Annotated in this window: 17 protein-coding genes; 2 read left to right on the forward strand and 15 right to left on the reverse strand. The window is 62.0% G+C overall.

Annotation, left to right across the window (positions count from 1 at the left end; genetic code table 11):
* Positions 1–40: 40 nt before the first annotated feature.
* From ntrX to dusB, 5 genes are all read right to left on the reverse strand, one after another.
* Entirely contained in the window at positions 41–1,402 is a 1,362-nt protein-coding gene (gene ntrX, locus NKH04_RS25450) for a nitrogen assimilation response regulator NtrX (RefSeq protein WP_352471845.1), read from the reverse strand.
* Positions 1,392–3,677 (reverse strand): sensor histidine kinase NtrY-like, encoded by a 2,286-nt coding sequence (locus tag NKH04_RS25455; protein ID WP_352928681.1) that lies wholly within the window; start codon positions 3,675–3,677, stop codon positions 1,392–1,394. The genes ntrX and NKH04_RS25455 overlap by 11 nt, the downstream gene beginning before the upstream one ends.
* A 128-nt stretch (positions 3,678–3,805) precedes the next feature.
* Complete coding sequence (gene ntrC / locus NKH04_RS25460) at positions 3,806–5,266, reverse strand: nitrogen regulation protein NR(I) (protein ID WP_254817199.1); 1,461 nt, start codon at positions 5,264–5,266, stop codon at positions 3,806–3,808.
* Positions 5,263–6,405: a two-component system sensor histidine kinase NtrB gene (locus tag NKH04_RS25465; protein WP_352747246.1), complete on the reverse strand. Its 1,143-nt coding sequence runs from the start codon at positions 6,403–6,405 to the stop codon at positions 5,263–5,265. The genes ntrC and NKH04_RS25465 overlap by 4 nt, the downstream gene beginning before the upstream one ends.
* Complete coding sequence (dusB, locus tag NKH04_RS25470) at positions 6,402–7,427, reverse strand: tRNA dihydrouridine synthase DusB (RefSeq protein WP_352973662.1); 1,026 nt, start codon at positions 7,425–7,427, stop codon at positions 6,402–6,404. The genes NKH04_RS25465 and dusB overlap by 4 nt, the downstream gene beginning before the upstream one ends.
* 181 nt (positions 7,428–7,608) lie before the next feature.
* On the opposite strand from dusB, the gene NKH04_RS25475 reads away from it, so the two are divergent.
* Both NKH04_RS25475 and NKH04_RS25480 read left to right on the forward strand, forming a co-directional pair.
* Entirely contained in the window at positions 7,609–8,829 is a 1,221-nt protein-coding gene (locus NKH04_RS25475; RefSeq protein ID WP_352502929.1) for a bifunctional 2-C-methyl-D-erythritol 4-phosphate cytidylyltransferase/2-C-methyl-D-erythritol 2,4-cyclodiphosphate synthase, read from the forward strand.
* Positions 8,826–9,335: a CinA family protein gene (locus NKH04_RS25480; protein ID WP_352833569.1), complete on the forward strand. Its 510-nt coding sequence runs from the start codon at positions 8,826–8,828 to the stop codon at positions 9,333–9,335. Before NKH04_RS25475 ends, NKH04_RS25480 begins: the two co-directional genes overlap by 4 nt.
* Here the strand turns inward: NKH04_RS25480 and NKH04_RS25485 are convergent.
* The 10 genes from NKH04_RS25485 to NKH04_RS25530 all read right to left on the reverse strand — a co-directional run bounded on the left by NKH04_RS25485 (position 9,311) and on the right by NKH04_RS25530 (position 18,159).
* Positions 9,311–9,772: a type II toxin-antitoxin system RatA family toxin gene (locus NKH04_RS25485; protein ID WP_352471840.1), complete on the reverse strand. Its 462-nt coding sequence runs from the start codon at positions 9,770–9,772 to the stop codon at positions 9,311–9,313. The two genes, NKH04_RS25480 and NKH04_RS25485, sit on opposite strands and share 25 nt — an antisense overlap.
* Positions 9,773–9,782: 10 nt before the next feature.
* Positions 9,783–10,748: a lipoyl synthase gene (gene lipA, locus NKH04_RS25490; protein ID WP_352471839.1), complete on the reverse strand. Its 966-nt coding sequence runs from the start codon at positions 10,746–10,748 to the stop codon at positions 9,783–9,785.
* Positions 10,749–10,885: 137 nt separating this feature from the next.
* Positions 10,886–11,143, reverse strand: a complete 258-nt coding sequence (locus tag NKH04_RS25495; protein WP_023675081.1) for a GlsB/YeaQ/YmgE family stress response membrane protein — start codon at positions 11,141–11,143, stop codon at positions 10,886–10,888.
* A gap of 98 nt (positions 11,144–11,241) precedes the next feature.
* Positions 11,242–12,687 (reverse strand): dihydrolipoyl dehydrogenase, encoded by a 1,446-nt coding sequence (gene lpdA / locus NKH04_RS25500; protein ID WP_352471838.1) that lies wholly within the window; start codon positions 12,685–12,687, stop codon positions 11,242–11,244.
* Positions 12,688–12,698: 11 nt separating this feature from the next.
* The gene (locus tag NKH04_RS25505) at positions 12,699–13,337 is read right to left on the reverse strand and encodes an SGNH/GDSL hydrolase family protein (protein WP_023675083.1); all 639 of its coding nucleotides are present in this window, start codon (positions 13,335–13,337) and stop codon (positions 12,699–12,701) included.
* Positions 13,334–13,753 carry a hypothetical protein gene (locus tag NKH04_RS25510; protein ID WP_352973663.1) on the reverse strand — a complete coding sequence of 140 codons (420 nt, stop codon included), beginning with the start codon at positions 13,751–13,753 and terminating at the stop codon, positions 13,334–13,336. Before NKH04_RS25510 ends, NKH04_RS25505 begins: the two co-directional genes overlap by 4 nt.
* Positions 13,754–13,770: 17 nt before the next feature.
* Complete coding sequence (locus NKH04_RS25515) at positions 13,771–15,189, reverse strand: pyruvate dehydrogenase complex dihydrolipoamide acetyltransferase (protein WP_353045165.1); 1,419 nt, start codon at positions 15,187–15,189, stop codon at positions 13,771–13,773.
* An 18-nt stretch (positions 15,190–15,207) separates the two neighbouring features.
* On the reverse strand, positions 15,208–16,611 hold the full coding sequence (locus NKH04_RS25520) for a pyruvate dehydrogenase complex E1 component subunit beta (protein WP_352542001.1): 1,404 nt from the start codon (positions 16,609–16,611) through the stop codon (positions 15,208–15,210).
* A gap of 15 nt (positions 16,612–16,626) precedes the next feature.
* The gene (gene pdhA, locus NKH04_RS25525; RefSeq protein WP_352502934.1) at positions 16,627–17,667 is read right to left on the reverse strand and encodes a pyruvate dehydrogenase (acetyl-transferring) E1 component subunit alpha; all 1,041 of its coding nucleotides are present in this window, start codon (positions 17,665–17,667) and stop codon (positions 16,627–16,629) included.
* A 171-nt stretch (positions 17,668–17,838) separates the two neighbouring features.
* Complete coding sequence (locus tag NKH04_RS25530) at positions 17,839–18,159, reverse strand: FtsB family cell division protein (RefSeq protein WP_023675088.1); 321 nt, start codon at positions 18,157–18,159, stop codon at positions 17,839–17,841.
* Positions 18,160–18,280 lie beyond the last annotated feature (121 nt).

Below are 18,280 nucleotides of genomic sequence, written 5' to 3' on the forward strand. Positions count from 1 at the left end.
CCGTAACCGATAATTGCGTGGGCCACGACTGGTTTGGCTGTCAGACGCCCAGCGACTTCAGCTTGCGGTGCAATGCAGAGCGTTCCATGCCGATAAACTCTGCCGTCTTCGAGATGTTGCCGCCAAAACGGTTGATCTGGGCGATCAGATAATCCTTTTCGAATTGTTCGCGCGCTTCCCGCAGCGGCAGCGCCATTATGTGCTGATCGGACTTGTTTGGAGTGCGAGGCATGACGTCGCCGATCTCGGCAGGCAAGAGGTCGGCGGTGATCGGCGCATCGACATCGTCGCCGCGCGCCAGGATCATCAACCGCTCGACATTGTTGCGCAACTGGCGAACGTTGCCCGGCCAGTTGTGCGCCTGCAGCACAGCCAGCGCGTCGTCGCCGATGCGGCGCGGCTTGATGCCGGCCTGGCGAGCGATCTGCTTCATGAAATTGTCGACCAGATAAGGAATGTCCTCGCGACGCTCGGCCAGTCCCGGCACCATGACCGGAACCACGGCCAGGCGATGATAAAGGTCCTCACGGAAACGGCCGTCGGCGATCATGGCTTCCAGGTTCTGCGAGGTCGACGAGACGATGCGCACGTCAACCTTGACCCGCTTGGTGCCCCCTACCCGCTCGAACTGCTGTTCGACCAGCACGCGTAGGATCTTGTTTTGCGTCTCGCGCGGCATGTCGGCCACTTCATCGATGTAGAGAATGCCGCGATGGGCCTCCTCCAGCGCACCGACCTTGCGTTCGACGCCGTTCGATTCGGTGCCGAACAGCTCGATCTCCATACGCTCTGGGGTGATGTTGGCGGCGCTCAGCGTCACAAACGGTGCACTCTTGCGCGCTGAGAGCGCGTGGATGGCGCGCGCCGCCAGTTCTTTGCCCGAGCCGGAGGGGCCAATGATCATGACGCGGCTGTTGGTCGGCGCGACGCGCTCGATGGTCTGGCGCAATTGGCTCATTGCCGACGACATGCCGATAAGGTCGAAAGTCTCGCCGCTGCGCAGCTTGAGATCCGAAACCTCGCGTCTCAATTTGGACGTTTCAAGCGCCCGTTCGGCAATAAGGATCAGCCTGTCGGCCTTGAACGGCTTTTCGATAAAATCATAGGCGCCGCGGCGGATGGCCGAGACCGCCGTTTCGATATTGCCGTGGCCCGAGATCATCACGACCGGCAGGTTCGGGTGCATCGTCTTGATCTCGTCCAGCAAAGCCAGGCCATCGAGCCGCGAGCCCTGCAGCCAAATGTCGAGGAAGATCAGCCTGGGTGCCCGGTCGGCAACTGCCGCCAGCGCGCTGTCGGCGTCAAACGCCGTGCGTGTTTCGTGACCTTCGTCGCTCAGGATACCGGCGACGAGTTCGCGGATGTCTTCCTCGTCATCGACGATGAGAATATCAGACGCCATTACCGACCTTTTCAGTTTCTTTTTCGTGTTCCGTCTTGCCCTCGCCGCGCATCGGAACGGTGGCGGCAACCGGCAGGATGATGCTGATCATTGCGCCCCGCCCATCGTGGAAGTCCGCTGGTGCATCGTGCAATTCGAGTCGCCCGCCATGGTCCTCCACGATCTTCTTGACGATAGCGAGGCCAAGCCCGGTGCCTTTCTCGCGTGTCGTCATATAAGGCTCGAGCAAGCGCTGCCGGTTTTCGCGCGGCAAGCCCCTGCCGTTGTCGATGACGTCGATTCGAATCGCGCCATTCTGACGCCCGGCTTGAATCCGGATTATGCCGTGCGGACGATCCTCTGCATCAAGTCCGTCGATGGCTTCGGCAGCATTCTTGATGACGTTGCCGAAAGCCTGCGCCATCAGCCGGCTGTCGAACGTGCCTTTGAGCGGCTCATTGCCGAAGACGCGCTCGAAGGTGATGTCGGCCCGGCTCACTTCGACCAGGAACGAGGCTTCGCGCAACGAATCGCGCAGATCGATGGCCTTCATTTCCGGTTTCGGCATGCGGGCGAACGCCGAGAACTCGTCGACCATGCGGCCGATGTCCTCCACTTGCCGGATGATGGTGTCGGTGCATTGATCGAAAACCTCACGGTCCTCGGTGATGACTTTGCCGTAACGCCGCTTGATACGCTCGGCCGAAAGCTGGATCGGCGTCAGTGGATTCTTGATCTCGTGGGCGATGCGTCGCGCCACGTCGGCCCATGCGGAGGAACGCTGTGCCTGGACCAGATCGGTAATGTCATCGACTGTAACGACGTAGGATTTATCCTCCGAACCGTCGTCGCCGGCTTCGATCGTGATCTGTACGTTGAAGGTCCGTTCAGTGCCGGCACGATAGAAGGTGACCTGTTCGCGATAGACCGGCTTGCCCGACTTGCGGCCGATCTCGAAGACGCGGCCGACATGCGGCAGCACGGCCGAAAGGTTCTGCCCAAGCGCTGCCGTGGCGGATATGGCCAGCATCGTTTCCGCCGAACGGTTGACGATGGTGACGATGCCATATGGATCGACGCCGATGACCCCGGCGGTGACGCCGGCAAGCACCGCCTCCGAAAAGCGCCGCCGCTCGTCGATCAAATCCTTGGCCGACAGGATCTCGTTGCGCTGCGATTTCAGCTCCATCAGCATCTTGTTGAAGGTGTCGCCGAGCGAGGCGACGTCACCGTCGGAGGGGCGGACAGGCACGGCTACGTCGAGATTGCCGGTGGCGACCTCATCGGCCGCGCCGATGAGCTGACGAATCGGCCGCACTAGGCGGTCGGCCACCGCAATGCCGGTCCAGATGGCAGACAGGATGATGATCAGCGTCAGCGACAGATAGGGAAGCGCGAAAGCCACTTGCGAGGTGCGGCGATTGTCTTCGAGACCGCGATATTCGGCGGTGTTGGATTTGACGATCTGCCGTGCCTTGATCACCTCGGGATCGACGAGGCGGATGGTGTAGAGATAGAGCCCGTCGATCTCGCGCAGCTTGACGATCGCACCCATGATGTTGCGGGTGCGCGGCTCTATCAGCACCGGCTTGCCGTCGGCAGCGCTTGCCACGGCGCCCTCAGGCGGCTCCGGCATGGCAAAGTCCGCGTCGGTCTTGGCGCTCATAACGAAGGAACCATCGGGCTTGATGAGTGCTGCGTGCGCCAGCGAGCGTCCCACCGCCTCCTTGTTCATGAGATCGAGGAACCCGGTGCGATCGAGACCGTAGAGCGTGCGCGAAGCGTCGAGGTCGTAAGCCATCGACAACGTCGTGCCCTGAAGATTTCGGGCGTTTTCCTGCACATAGGCGTCAGCGATCGACAATGACGAATTGACGATCGTCTTGGTGCGGATCTCGAACCAGCGGTCGAGGCCGATGTCGAGCGTGATCGACGCGATGATCGCCACCATGATCGCGGGGATGGCGGCGACTAGCGCAAACATCGCCACTATGCGCACATGCAGGCGCGACGCAGCCTTGCCATGCCGTCGTGCCATCAGGATGCGATGCACCTCGCGGCCGACCAGCAAGATCAGAAACAGGACGAACGCCGCATTAAGCGCAATCAGCGCCAGCGTCGTCCTCGCGTCGGGCGTGATCGGCGTCGCGCCGACCAGAATGGCGAATGAGATCGCCGCCGTCACCAGCGCACCGGCAACGGCGATCACGCCCGGCAGCGCAAGCAGCCGGCGACCGTCTCGCGCGCCCGTATTGCTGAAAAGCGATTTGCTCAGTGTCGGTGCGTGCAGGGCCATGTCGCCGTCTAGAGCCAGTGATTGCGTCGGATGTATGCAACGCATTGTGGCGATTATGCAACAAGTGTGGCCGAGACGGAAATCTTTCGGCAATCGATCCCCTGGAAAGCGCTCGTAAAGGGATTCGTCTAGACCTGCCTGGACGATTTGTAGACGTTGACGCCGAGTTCGCGAATCTTCTTGCGCAGTGTGTTGCGGTTGAGCCCCAGCAATTCCGCAGCCTTGATCTGGTTACCGCGCGTCGCGGTCATTGAGGCGAGGACCAGCGGATATTCGACCTCGGAGAGGATTCGCTGATAGAGCCCGGCAGGGGGCAAGTCGCCGGCAAACGAGGCAAAATAGCGTTGCAGGAAATGCTCCACCGCCTGGCCGATGGAAAGGTCGTCGGGAATGAGGTTGCCGCCACCTGGAACGACAGGCCTTTCGCCGGTCTTCAACTCCGCCTCGATGATCTCCGCGGAGATCTCGTCCTGCGAATACAGTGCGGCCAGCCTGCGGATGAGATTTTCGAGTTCGCGCACATTACCGGGCCATGGGTAGCGCTTCATCAGCTCGATGCCGCCGGTGGAAATGCGCTTGGTCTGCAAGCCTTCACTGACGCCGAGCTTGAAGAAGTGGCGGACGAGGTCCGGAATGTCCTCCGAGCGCTCGCGCAGCGCCGGCAGCCTGAGCGGCACAACGTTCAAACGGTAGAACAGGTCCTCACGGAAAAGCCCCTGATTGATCAGCGTGCGCAGGTCCTTGTTGGTGGCAGCCACGATGCGCACGTCGGTCTTGATCGGCGTGCGGCCGCCGACCGTGGTATATTCGCCCTGCTGCAGCACACGCAGCAGCCGCGTCTGCGCTTCCATCGGCATGTCGCCGATCTCGTCGAGGAAGAGCGTGCCGCCTTCGGCCTGCTCGAAACGGCCGGTGGAGCGGTTCTGTGCGCCGGTAAAGGCGCCCTTCTCGTGCCCGAATAGTTCCGATTCGATCAGGTCGCGTGGGATCGCCGCCATGTTGATGGCGACGAAGGGGCCACCACGACGACGGCCGTATTCATGCAGCGCGCGCGCCACCAGTTCCTTGCCGGTACCCGATTCGCCCGAGATCATCACCGTCAGGTCGGTCTGCATCATGCGCGCCAGCATGCGGTAGATGTCCTGCATGGCCGCCGAGCGGCCGACCAGCGGCATCGTTTCCGGCGGCTCGTCGGCCCGCGTATCGATCTTCGGCCGCCGCGGCTCGGAAAGAGCGCGGTTGACGATGTTGAGCAGCTCGGTCAGGTCGAACGGTTTCGGCAAATACTCGTAGGCCCCGGTTTCGGAGGCACGAATTGCTGTCATGAACGTGTTCTGCGCACTCATGACGATGACCGGCAGTTCCGGTCGCGCCTTCTTGATGCGCGGTAGCATGTCGAAGGCGTTCTCGTCGGGCATGACAACGTCGGTGATGACCAGATCGCCCTCGCCCGCCGCCACCCAGCGCCACAGCGTCGAAGCGTTGGAGGTGACACGCACGTCGTGGCCGACGCGCGAAAGCGCCTGGTTGAGGACTGTGCGGATGGCCGCATCGTCGTCAGCGACGAGAATATTGCCGCGAACGGTCATTTGCGGTCTCCTTCAACGTCGTCGTCGGTGCCAAACTGGGTTTCTTTCCACGCCGGCATCAGGATGCGGAAGGTGGTCCCGCGCGGCGTCGATTCGCATTCAATGATGCCGCCATGCTCGCCGACGATCTTTGCGACCAGCGCCAGACCGAGACCGGAGCCGTTCGGCTTAGTGGTGATGAAGGGATCGAACAGGATCGGCAGAATATCTTCGGAGACACCCGAACCGTTGTCGCGCACGCAGAATTCCAATGGCAGCGACACGCGGTCCTGCGTTCCGGGCACGGAAACACGGATGCCCGGGCGGAAGGCGGTCGACAGCATGATCTCGCCCTGCGGATCGCTGCCGATCGCCTCGGCGGCATTTTTTACCAGATTGAGAAACACCTGGATGAGCTGGTCGCGATTGGCAAAAACCGGAGGCAATGATGGATCATAATCCTCTAATATCTTGATCCTCTTGGCAAAACCGTTCTTGGCGATTGCCTTGACATGGTCGAGCACGACATGGATGTTGACGGGGTAGCGGTCGATCGGCCGCTCGTCCGAAAACACCTCCATGCGGTCGACCAGCGAGACAATGCGGTCGGTCTCGTCGGTGATCAGCCTGGTCAGTGCGCGATCCTCGTCGGACGCCGACAGTTCAAGCAGCTGCGCGGCACCACGAATGCCGGACAGCGGGTTCTTGATCTCATGGGCAAGCATCGCGGCAAGGCCGGTGACCGAGCGCGCCGCACCGCGATGCGTCATCTGCCGGTCGATCTTGTCGGCCATTGAGCGTTCCTGGAACATTACCACGACGGAGCCTGGAAATTCCGTCACAGGCGCGACGTAGAGATCGACCACCTTCTCGATGCCGAGCCGCGGCGACGACACGTCCACCCGGTATTCGTTGACTGGCGCCCGGCGCTCGCGCACCTGGTCGACAAGCGTCAGCAGCGGGCTGCCGAAAGGAATGAGCTTGTGCAGCGTGTTGCGGGCGAGCATCGTGGCGCTCGAACGGAAAAAATCCTCGGCATCGGCATTGGCGAAGGTGATGAAGCCTTGCGGATCGACCATGATCACCGGCCGACGAATGGTGTTGAGCACAATATGCGCGGCGTCCGCCATATCCGTGCTCTGTGTGACGGTGGCGTTCATGCCGCACTCCGCAGGTTCGCTGCTTCGGGAGCGCTCGAAAATACGTCGCGCAGCAAGGCAATGACGCGCCCAGGCTCGAAAGACGTGAGTATGGCCTTGCGCCGGTCGTCGCTTGTGGCGGCGTGGCGGTCGAGATACCAGCCGAGATGCTTGCGCGCCTGGCGCACTCCGCTTTCCTCGCCATAAAGCGCCAGCATGTCTTCGTAATGGGCAATGACGTAGTCGGACAGCGCTTGCGGGCTTTCCGGCATGCCGGATACCGGCTCGGCCAGCGCGGCCGCTACAATGCTGCCGGCCGTCCAAGGCGCGCCATAGTGCGCGCGGCCGACCATCACCGCGTCGGCGCCAGACTGCTCGAGGATCGACGCTGCCTCCGCCGGCGAGCCGACATCGCCATTGGCAACCACAGGGATCGAGACGGCCTGCTTGACGCGTGCGATGGCACGCCAGTCGGCCGTGCCCTGATAGAACTGGCAACGTGTGCGGCCATGCACCGTCACCATCATCACCCCGGCCTGCTCGGCGCGTCGCGCCAGCATCGGCGCGTTGAGCGCGCCTTCGTCCCAGCCGAGCCGCATTTTGACCGTGACCGGCACGTCGACCGCGCCGACTACCGCTTCGATCAGCGACAGCGCGTGGTCGAGATCTCGCATCAGTGCCGAACCGGCATAGCCGCCCGTCACCTTTTTGGCCGGACAGCCCATGTTGATGTCGACGATGTCGGCGCCTTCGCCGGCTGCGATTCGCGCGCCCTCGGCCATGTGCGCCGCCTCACGGCCGGCAAGCTGGACCATGTGGACAGGCAGCCCGGAATGACGGATGCGCAGGCCGGAACCAGCCCTGCCCTTTGCAAGCTCGCCGCTCGCCACCATTTCCGATACGACCAGCCCGGCGCCATGCGCATGGGCGCGTTGCCGGAACGGTTCGTCGGTGATGCCCGACATGGGCGCGAGAAATACGCGATTGCGGATTCTCACGCCACCCACATCCAGCGGCGAAGCCAATTTGGTCACATCAGGCATGCACAAAAACCAAGCACCTTCGGTTGCTGCACATTCTCTAGCCAGAACGGCGGCAATGTGCAACGCGCAATGTCGTGACATTAAGGCGCATTTGGGAAAAATACGGATCGCCGCACCGCATCAATCCTGGGTCTTCCAAAAGCGATACCACTTTTCGGGATCATGCGTTAAGCGTCTCGGCATGAGAGATGCGAGCGAAAAGCAAGCTGCGGACGACAAGGTCGCCGTGGTCATCGTTGCTGCCGGCCGCGGCGCGCGCGCCGGACAGGCCAAGGGGCCGAAGCAGTACCAGCAAATCGGCGGCGGCGCCGTTATCGCACGCACGCTCGGCGCCTTTCTGACGCATCCGAAGATTGGACCTGTCGTCGTTGCTATCCATGCCGACGACGGCGCGCTTTTCCGCCGTGCGGCCGGTGCGAACGCCGACCGTGTCGTCGCGGTGACCGGCGGTACGTCACGGCAGGAGTCCGTCCGCCTTGGACTGCTGGCGTTGAGAAGCAATGCGCCGGGCCGGGTCTTGATCCATGATGCGGCCCGGCCGTTTGTCGATGCGGAACTGATAGACCGCACGATCGCCGCCATTGGCGAGCGCCAGGGGGCACTGCCTGCCTTGCCGGTTGCCGATACGCTCAAGCGCGAAACGGCCGAAGGCATGATCGGCGAAACCGTGTCCAGGGCCGGGCTTCATGCCGCACAGACACCGCAAGGCTTTCCGTTCTGGCCGATCCTGGCTGCGCACGAAAAGGCTCATCATCTGGGCAAAGCGGATTTCACCGACGATGCGGCAATCGCCGAATGGGCGCATATTCCGGTGAAGATCGTTCCCGGCTCGCCGGACAACGTCAAACTGACCTGGGCACGGGATATTGCAATGGCGGATCAGCGGCTTTCCAGCGCCCCGCGTTTTCCCGACATCCGAACCGGCAATGGCTATGACGTCCATGCGTTCGTGCCCGGCGACCATGTCACCCTGTGCGGCGTCGCCATTCCACACGATAGGAAGTTGTCCGGCCATTCGGATGCCGATGTCGGTCTCCACGCCTTGACCGACGCCCTGCTCGCCACCTGCGGCGCCGGTGACATCGGCACGCATTTCCCGCCCTCCGACCCGCAGTGGAAAGGGGCCGCTTCACGCATCTTCGTCGAACACGCGGTGAAGCTGGTGCGCGCGCGCGGCGGACGCATCGCCAACGCCGATATCACCCTGATCTGCGAGGCGCCGCGCGTCGGCCCGCATCGCGAGGCCATGACCGAAGCGCTTTCGGCAATGCTGCGAATTTCGCGCGATCGCATCTCGATCAAGGCGACAACCAATGAGAAGCTCGGCTTCGTCGGCCGTGAGGAAGGCATAGCGGCCATCGCGACTGCCAGCGTTGTGTTTCCAGGGGATGTCCCTGAATGAGCAATAGCGGTCTCGCAGATGCCCTGCTTAAGGCCTGCCAGCAGCGCGGCATGATGCTGGCGACGGCGGAGAGCTGCACCGGCGGCATGATCATCGCCGCGCTGACCGACATCGCCGGCTCTTCCGCGGTGGTCGATCGCGGCTTCATCACCTATTCCAACCAGGCCAAGACCGAGATGCTCGGCGTCTCGGCCGCTACGCTCGAGGCGCACGGCGCGGTCTCGCGCGAGACTGCGGTGGAGATGGCGGCCGGAGCCTTGGCGCATTCGCCGGCCGGGCTCGCCCTGGCGGTGACCGGCATCGCCGGTCCGGACGGCGGCTCGGCGGAAAAACCTGTCGGCCTGGTCTGGTTCGGCGTTGCCGTGGCTGGCCGGCCGGTAGTCAGCGAATGCCAGCTGTTCGCCGACAAGGGCCGCGATTACATCCGCAGGGAGACGGTCCGTCATGCGCTTGAACTGGGTCTGCGCGCGCTCGCTGCGGATCAGGCCGTCGATGGCGCGCCGTAGATGATTTCGGCCCGTTTCTCGAACGCCTCGGAGAACATGCGGAAGGCGCGGTCGAACATGGTTCCCATCAACGCACCCAAAATGCGGCTCTTGAACTCGTAGTCGATAAAGAAGCAGACGTTGCAACCAGCGCCGTCCGCCGGGTCGAAGCGCCAGACATTGCTCAGATATTTGAAAGGGCCGTCGATGTATTTGACATCTATGGCGTTCTCGTCCGGCTTCAGCAGCACCTGCGTGGTAAAGGTCTCGCGGATCGCCTTGTAGCCGATGCTCATGTCGGCGATGAGCAAGGTGCGCCCGTCGCGTTCCTTGCGTGAGCGAACCGTCAGTGCCTCGCAAAGCGGCAGGAATTGCGGATAGGATTCGACATCGGCGACCAGAGCGAACATCTGCTCCGGCGTATGCGCAACGCGGCGATGGGCTTCGAATTGTGGCATAAAACCAGTGTTAGGCGGACTTTTTGAGAAACGCTTCGCGCGCCGCGCGCAACCTGGCAAAGTCGTCCCCGGCATGGTGCGACGAGCGCGTCAGCGGGCTCGACGCTACCAGCAGGAAGCCCTTGGTCCTGCCGATCGTCTCAAAGGACTTGAATTCCTCCGGCGTGACGAAGCGGATCACCGGATGGTGCTTCTTCGACGGCTGCAGATATTGGCCGATGGTCATGAAGTCGACATTGGCCGAACGCAAATCGTCCATCAGCTGCAGAATTTCGTTCCGCTCCTCGCCAAGGCCGACCATGATGCCGGACTTGGTGAAGATCGAGGGGTCAAGCTCCTTGACCCGCTGCAAGAGCCTGATCGAGTGGAAATAGCGCGCGCCCGGCCGAACCGTCAGATAGTTAGACGGCACGGTCTCGAGATTATGGTTGAAAACATCCGGCCTGGCCGCCACCACGATCTCCAGCGCACCGTCCTTGCGCAGGAAATCGGGCGTCAGGATTTCGATCGTCGTCGACGGGGTTGCTGCCCTGATCGCACGGATGACATCAGCAAAATGCTGGGCCCCGCCGTCGGCCAGATCGTCGCGATCGACGGAGGTGATGACGACATGGCTCAAGCCCATTTGCTTGACCGCATGCGCGACGCGCGCCGGCTCGTCGGGATCGAGTGCGGTCGGGATGCCGGTGGCGACATTGCAAAAGGCGCAGGCCCGCGTGCAGATCTCGCCCATGATCATGAAGGTGGCGTGCTTCTTCTCCCAGCACTCGCCGATATTGGGGCAGCCCGCCTCTTCGCAAACCGTCACCAGTTTGTGAGACTTCACGATTTCGCGCGTCTCGGCATAGCCTTTCGACATCGGCGCCTTGACGCGGATCCAGTCAGGCTTGCGCAGTACGTCCTGATCCGGCTTGTGCGCCTTTTCGGGATGCCGCAGGCGCGGCGCATTGGCAATCGTGTCGAGGACGGTGACCATGTGAAACCCGGCTCATTGGCAAGCGCTTGTCCAGCGCTCGCTCTACCCACGTCATCTAGGACTTTTCGGAGAAAAGAAAAAGGCCGCGATCACGCATGCCGCGGTGGCCTTTTTCGCATAGCAAGTGCCGACAGAGGTTAGCGGCGCACCAGTCGTCCGACCGCAATCAGAATGCAGGCACCGATGAAGCCGGTGATCAGATAGGCTATCCAGCCGACGCCGAAGATGCCGATGTTCAGGGCCTGCAAGATGGCATTCAACACTATTGCGCCGACAATGCCGAGAACGATGTTCATGAGGATGCCGGTATTGCTCTTCATGACCATCTCGGCGAGCCATCCCGCCAGGCCGCCGATGATGATGGCTGCAACCCAGCCCACGCCGTTCATTTCCATATGCCCTCTCCTTGTATGATGGATGATGCCTGCGAAACGAATTGCTCTGCCGTCGAGTTCCTCTGTGTCTTCCGTGTGAGACTCGCCCAACTAATTTATCATGCATTCAGTGCGCGGCCATAGGCGTCGAGTACACTCTCCTTCATCATCTCCGACAGCGTCGGGTGCGGGAAGATCGTGTGCATCAGCTCTTCCTCGGTGGTCTCCAGATTCATCGCCACGACGAAGCCCTGGATCAGTTCGGTTACTTCTGCGCCGACCATGTGGGCACCCAGCAACTGGCCGGTCTTCTTGTCGAAAATGGTCTTGACGAAGCCTTGGTCTTCGCCCAGCGCAATCGCCTTGCCGTTTGCGGCGAACTGGAAGCGGCCGACGCGGATGTCCTTGCCATCGGCTTTCGCTTTGGCTTCCGTCAGTCCGACCGAGGCGACTTGCGGATTGCAATAGGTGCAGCCCGGGATCTTCAGCTTGTCGATGGCATGCACGCCGGGGAAATTGGCGATCTTTTCCACACAGACCACGCCCTCATGCTCGGCCTTGTGGGCGAGCATCGGCGGTCCGGCAACGTCGCCGATGGCGTAGACGCCCGGCACATTTGTCTTGCCGTAGCCGTCGACGACGACGCAACCGCGGTCCGTCTTCACGCCGAGCGTCTCGAGGCCGAGGTTTTCGATGTTACCCTGTACGCCGACGGCCGAGATCATACGATCGGCGGTGATCTTCTCGACCTTGCCGTCCTTCATCTCGACATGCGCCGTGACCGAGTTAGTGCCCTGCTCGACCTTGGTCACCTTGGCTTCTAGAATGATCTTCATGCCCTGCTTCTCGAACTGCTTCTGCGCGAATTTCGAGACCTCGGCGTCCTCGACCGGCATCACAGCCGGCAGCAGTTCGACCACCGTCACCTCGGCGCCCATGGTGCGGTAGAACGAGGCGAACTCGATGCCGATGGCGCCCGAGCCCATCACCAGCAGCGATTTCGGCATCTCTTTCGGCACCATGGCCTCGAAATAGGTCCAGATCAACTTGCCGTCCGGCTCGATGCCGGGCAATGCGCGCGGCCTCGCTCCGGTCGCCAGAATGATGTGCTTGGCGCTGTAGGTGCCCTCGCCCTTGACGCCCTTGGGCGCCGGCGGCTGCGGCTCCATCGGCTTCTTCGACGATTTCGACACGACGATCTCGCCAGGTTTGGTCAGCTTGGCTTCGCCCCAGATGACGTCAACCTTGTTCTTTTTCATCAGGAAGCCGACGCCGCCGTTGAGCCGCAGCGAGACCTTTCGCGAGCGATCGACGACGGCGGCTGTGTCGACGCTGACCTTGCCATCGATCTTCAGGCCGTAGTCCTTCAGATGATCCGAATAGTGCATGATCTCGGCGGAGCGCAGCAGCGCTTTGGTCGGAATGCAGCCCCAGTTGAGGCAGATGCCGCCCAAGTGCTCGCGCTCGACGATCGCCGTCTTGAAGCCAAGCTGGGCCGAACGCACTGCAGTGACATAGCCGCCGGGGCCGGAGCCGATGATGATGACGTCGTAGTTCTCAGCCACGGCTTTCTCCTTCACAATTCCAACATGAGGCGCACGAGCGGCGCCAGCGCTTGCCCGACGTTCCGCGTGTTTTCTGCGTCCAGGTGGACGCCGTCGAGCGGCGTGGTTTTGGCTACCGTGCCGGCATCGAAGAAGCCGCAGCCGGCCTCGTCGGCAAGGGCGGAATATTGCGGCGCCAGCCGCTTTGACGCGTCATCGCCGCCGGCGAACATTTCCTTGAACTCGGCGTTTTCCGTGCGGCTGACTACGGGCGGCGCGACGATCAGGATCTGCGGCGCCGGCCAATCGAACGGGTAATCGTGACCGCGCACGATATCGATCAGGCGTTGCATGCCTTGCTTGGCCGCGACCGGATTACCATGAATCCACGGCTTCATATCGTTGGCGCCGAGCATGATGACGATCAAGTCGATCGGTGCGTGCGTCGTCAGGATGGTTGGCAACAGCCTTGCGCCATTGCGGTCCGCTCCGGCCAAGTGATCGTCAAAGGCGGTGGTTCGGCCATTCAGGCCTTCGGCGATGACCTCGACGCCGCTGCCCAATGCCGCCTGCAGCACGCTCGGCCAGCGATCTTCCAGCGGATGCCGGCCGAGGTTTGCCGCGTCATAGCCCCAGGTAAGCGAATCGCCGTAGCAGAGGACCGTCTTCATGTGCCTGCCCCGCCGAAACCCGGTTGCGAGCGCGCCAATCGCCAGCGCACGAAAAGCCACTGGACCAGCACCGTAGCGATGCCTGGCAGGACGAGACCTGCGACTACGGGAAGATCGCCCGACCACTGGCTCTTGCCTGGGGGCTGGGAGAAAGTCCAGCCGATCAGGGCAACTCCAACGAGCACAAAAAACGCTACCCCTATGATCGCCGTCAGCTTTGTTGCCCGTCGTGGGTCCGACATGAATTGTGCGATGAAGAACGCGACCGTCACGAGGACGGTGACGAGAGCCGAGATCATGAACACAAGGATGTACTCTACGTCGGCATTGGTAGCGACGGCGAGCCACTGCGCCACCAATCCGCCCGCCAAACCGGAAAGAAAGAAGGCAAAAAGGCTGGTGAAGAATTTCCGCACCGCCCTGTTCCCCTCTCTTAAACCAGCATGCCCATCGGGTTTTCGACCATGCGTTTGAAGGCGACGAGCAACTCGGCGCCGAGCGCACCGTCGACGGCGCGGTGATCGGTCGACAACGTCACCGACATGATCGTGGCGATCTTGATCTCGCCGTTCTTCACCACTGCGCGTTGCTCGCCGGCGCCGACCGCCAGGATCGTCGCATGCGGCGGGTTGATGACGGCAGAAAAATCCTTGACGCCGAACATACCGAGATTGGACACCGCCGTGGTGCCGCCCTGATATTCTTCCGGTTTCAGCTTGCGACTACGGGCGCGGCCGGCAAGATCCTTCATCTCGTTGGAGATGACGGACAGCGTCTTTTCATCGGCACGCCGGATGATCGGGGTGATCAGGCCGCCGGGGATCGACACGGCAACGCCGACATCGGCATGCTTGTGCTTGACCATGGCGTTTTCTGTCCACGACACATTGGCATCCGGCACCGCCATCAGCGCCATGGCCAGAGCCTTGATAACCATGTCGTTGACCGAAAGCTTGTAGGCCGGCGTTTCGCCCTTCTCGGTCTTCTTCGCCGGGGCGGCCGCATTGATCTGCGTGCGCAGGGCCAGAAGCGCGTCGAGCTCGCAGTCGAGCGTCAGATAGAAATGCGGGATGGTGGTTTTGGCCTCGACCAGCCGCCGCGCAATGGTCTTGCGCATATTGTCGTGGGGGACCAGCTCGTAGGAGCCTTCGGCAAACAGTTTGAGCACCTGCTCGTCGGACATTGGTTTGGGTGCTGCGGCCGCAGGCGCCGGAGCGCCGGCGGGCGCCGCTTTTGCTGCTGGTGCCGCCTTGGCGCCGCCACTGGAAATTGCGGCATCGACATCGGCCTTTACCACGCGGCCGCGGGGGCCGGAGCCTGTCAGCGCCGCGACATCTATACCAGCTTCGCTGGCGATGCGCCGGGCCAGCGGCGAGGCGAAGATGCGCTCACCGTTTGCGGATTGGCTGATCTCCCCCCGTGTGGGGGAGATGGCCGGCAGGCCAGAGGGGCGCGCCTCGCTCCCTGCGGCAGGAGGGACAGCGCCCCCCTCTGTCGACTTCGTCGACATCTCCCCCACGGGTGGGGAGATTGGTGCTTTGTCCTGCTTCGCCTCAGCCTTTGCCGGCGCGGCGCCGTCACCGCTTTTCGCGGCGGCCGCCGCATCCTCGCCCTCAGCCGCCAACACCGCGATCAGCGCATTGACCTTGACGCCTTCAGTGCCGGCCGGAACCACCAGCTTGGCAACCGTGCCTTCGTCGACGGCTTCGACTTCCATCGTTGCCTTGTCGGTCTCGATCTCGGCAATCACGTCGCCGGGCGAAACCTTGTCGCCCTCCTTGACCAGCCACTTGGAAAGGTTGCCCTCTTCCATTGTGGGCGACAGCGCCGGCATGGTGATGTTGATAGGCATTTTGTCCTCCCGCCCTGCTCAGCGATACGTGACGGCTTTGACCGCCTCGACGACCTCGCCGACATTGGGCAGCGCCAGCTTTTCGAGGTTCGCCGCATAGGGCATCGGCACGTCCTTGCCGGCAATTGTAATGACCGGTGCATCGAGGAAATCGAAGGCGCGCTGCGAGACCTGATTGGCGACATGGTCGCCGACCGAGTTCTGCGGAAAGCCTTCCTCGACCACCACGAGGCGATTGGTCTTTTTGACCGAGGCGATGATCGTGTCGAAGTCGAGCGGGCGGATGGTGCGCAAGTCGATTATCTCGGCATCGATGCCCATGCCGCGCAACTCCGCCTCGGCCTTGATCACGTAGGTCATACCGATGCCGAACGAGACGATGGTCACGTCCTTGCCGGATTTGTGAATGCGCGCCTTGCCGATCGGCAGCACGAAATCGTCCATCTTCGGCACGTCGAAGGAGTGGCCGTAAAGGATTTCGTTCTCGAGGAAGATGACCGGGTTCGGGTCACGGATCGCCGCCTTGAGCAGACCCTTGGCGTCGGCGGCGGTATAGGGCATCACCACCTTCAACCCGGGAACATGGCTGTACCAGGCGGCATAGCATTGCGAATGCTGCGCGGCGACGCGGGCAGCCGCGCCGTTCGGGCCGCGAAAGACGATCGGGGCGCCCATCTGGCCGCCGGACATGTAGAGCGTCTTGGCGGCTGAATTGATGATCTGGTCGATCGCCTGCATGGCGAAGTTGAAGGTCATGAATTCGACGATCGGCTTCAGGCCGGCCATCGCCGCGCCAACACCAACGCCGGCAAAGCCGTGCTCGGTGATCGGCGTGTCGACTACGCGCCGCGGACCGAATTCCTGCAACAGGCCTTGTGTGATCTTGTAGGCGCCCTGGTACTCGGCGACTTCCTCGCCCATGACGAAGACGTCGCCGTCGCGGCGCATTTCCTCAGCCATTGCGTCGCGCAACGCTTCACGCACCGTGGTCGAGACCATTTCGGTGCCGGCCGGGATGTCCGGATCGGCGGCAATTTCCAGCCTGGGTGCGGCGGCAACAGGTGCTGCCGCTTCGCTCTTGGCCGGAGCAGCAACGGGGGGCGGAGCAGCCGCGGGCGCTGCCGCTTGCGACACGACAGCCTCCTCGCCAATGCCTTCGCCCGCCTCGTCGATGTCTTCGCCATCGACGGCCAGCACAGCGATCAGTGTGTTGACCTTGACGCCTTCGGTGCCGGCAGGAACCACGATCTTGGCAAGCGTGCCGTCGTCGACGGCTTCGACTTCCATCGTTGCCTTGTCGGTCTCGATTTCGGCAATGGCGTCACCGGCCGCGACCTTGTCGCCTTCTTTCTTCAACCACTTCGAAACATTACCCTCTTCCATGGTCGGCGAGAGGGCGGGCATGAGAATTTCGATCGGCATGTCCTTGCCCTCTCGTTAAAGTACGATGTCGGTCCAGAGCTCGGACGGATCTGGCTCCGCGTCGTTCTGGGCAAATTCTGCGGCGTCGGCGACAACGTCGCGGACTTCCTTGTCGATGGCCTTGAGTTCGTCCTCGCTTGCCCATTTCTTATCGAGCAGCCGCGCCTTAACCTGCTCGATCGGGTCACGTTCGGAGCGCATTTTCTGCACTTCTTCCTTGGAGCGGTATTTAGCCGGATCCGACATCGAATGGCCGCGGTAACGATAGGTCTGCATTTCGAGAATGAGCGGCCCGTTGCCGGCGCGGCACCATTCGGCGGCGAGGTCGCCGGCTGCCTTTACAGCGCGCACATCCATGCCGTCGACCTGGATGCCTGGAATCTTGAAGGACGCGCCGCGGTGCGAGAAATCCGTCTCGGCCGACGAGCGCGAGACCGAGGTGCCCATGGCGTAGCGGTTGTTCTCGATGATGTAGATCACCGGAAGCTTCCACAGCGAGGCCATGTTGAAGCTTTCGTAGACTTGGCCTTGATTCGCCGCGCCATCGCCGAAATAGGTCAGCGTCACATTGTTGTTGCCGCGATAGCGGTTGGCGAACGCAATGCCGGTGCCGAGCGACACTTGCGCGCCGACGATGCCGTGGCCGCCGTAAAAATGCTTCTCCTTGGAGAACATGTGCATCGAGCCGCCCTTGCCTCTGGACAGGCCGCTACGGCGCCCGGTCAGTTCGGCCATGACGCCGCGCGGCGACAACTCCATGGCCAGCATATGACCATGGTCGCGATAGGCGGTGATCATCTGGTCGCCATCGATCAGCGCCATCTTCATGCCGGTAACGACCGCTTCCTGCCCGATGTAGAGGTGGCAGAAACCGCCGATGAAGCCCATGCCGTAAAGCTGGCCGGCCTTTTCCTCGAAGCGGCGGATGAGCAGCATGCGCCGGTAGGCGGCAAGCTCCTGGTCTTTGGTGAATTCAACAGGCTTTGGGGTGGAAAGGCCCGGCGTTTTGCCGTCCGATTTGGATTTGGCAGGCGCTTTTCTGGTGGCGGTGGCCATGCATCACTCCCTGTTGGCGTCTCTTGGCGGACAGCGAGGGAGATCAGTTCTCCCACCGATTTGAGGCAGGCTAACATGCAGGGAAGGCTTTCGCCATGCCGAAAACGCATGGCTGTCATGCATCTAAGCAATTAAAATCATTGCAAATATCACCGATTAACTGAAATCCGGTTATCTTGCAACCGGCAGCATGATGGTGATCTCGTCCGCGTGGGACAGATTAAGCGCCTTGCGCGCCTGCTCGTCCAGCATGTCCTTCTCCAGGGTGCCCTCATGCATCAGCTGAACGCGGCGCTCGAGATCGATCCGGCGCGCCCTGACGGCATCGAGCCTGCCCTGCAATTCGGCAGTCTCAGCTTCGAGCTGATACTTGGAATAGATGCCGAACTCGCCATGATAGGCATGGAAGCCGAAATAAGTCAGGAACACCACGCAGAGCGAGGGGATGATCAGCCGGCCGGTGTTTCTTTGCTTGTGCTGGCGTGTCCACATGGTCCGAATCCTCTACGCCGCCTTTGTCGCCCGATTGTGCTTAATGGACGGTTACAGCCTGTTGGATTCAGAGCCAGGAAGCAAAAAAGGGCGGGAATGTCCCCGCCCTCGCCGCCACGGA

This window comes from Mesorhizobium sp. M1365 (genome assembly GCF_040317865.1).
Taxonomy (GTDB): Bacteria; Pseudomonadota; Alphaproteobacteria; order Rhizobiales; family Rhizobiaceae; genus Mesorhizobium.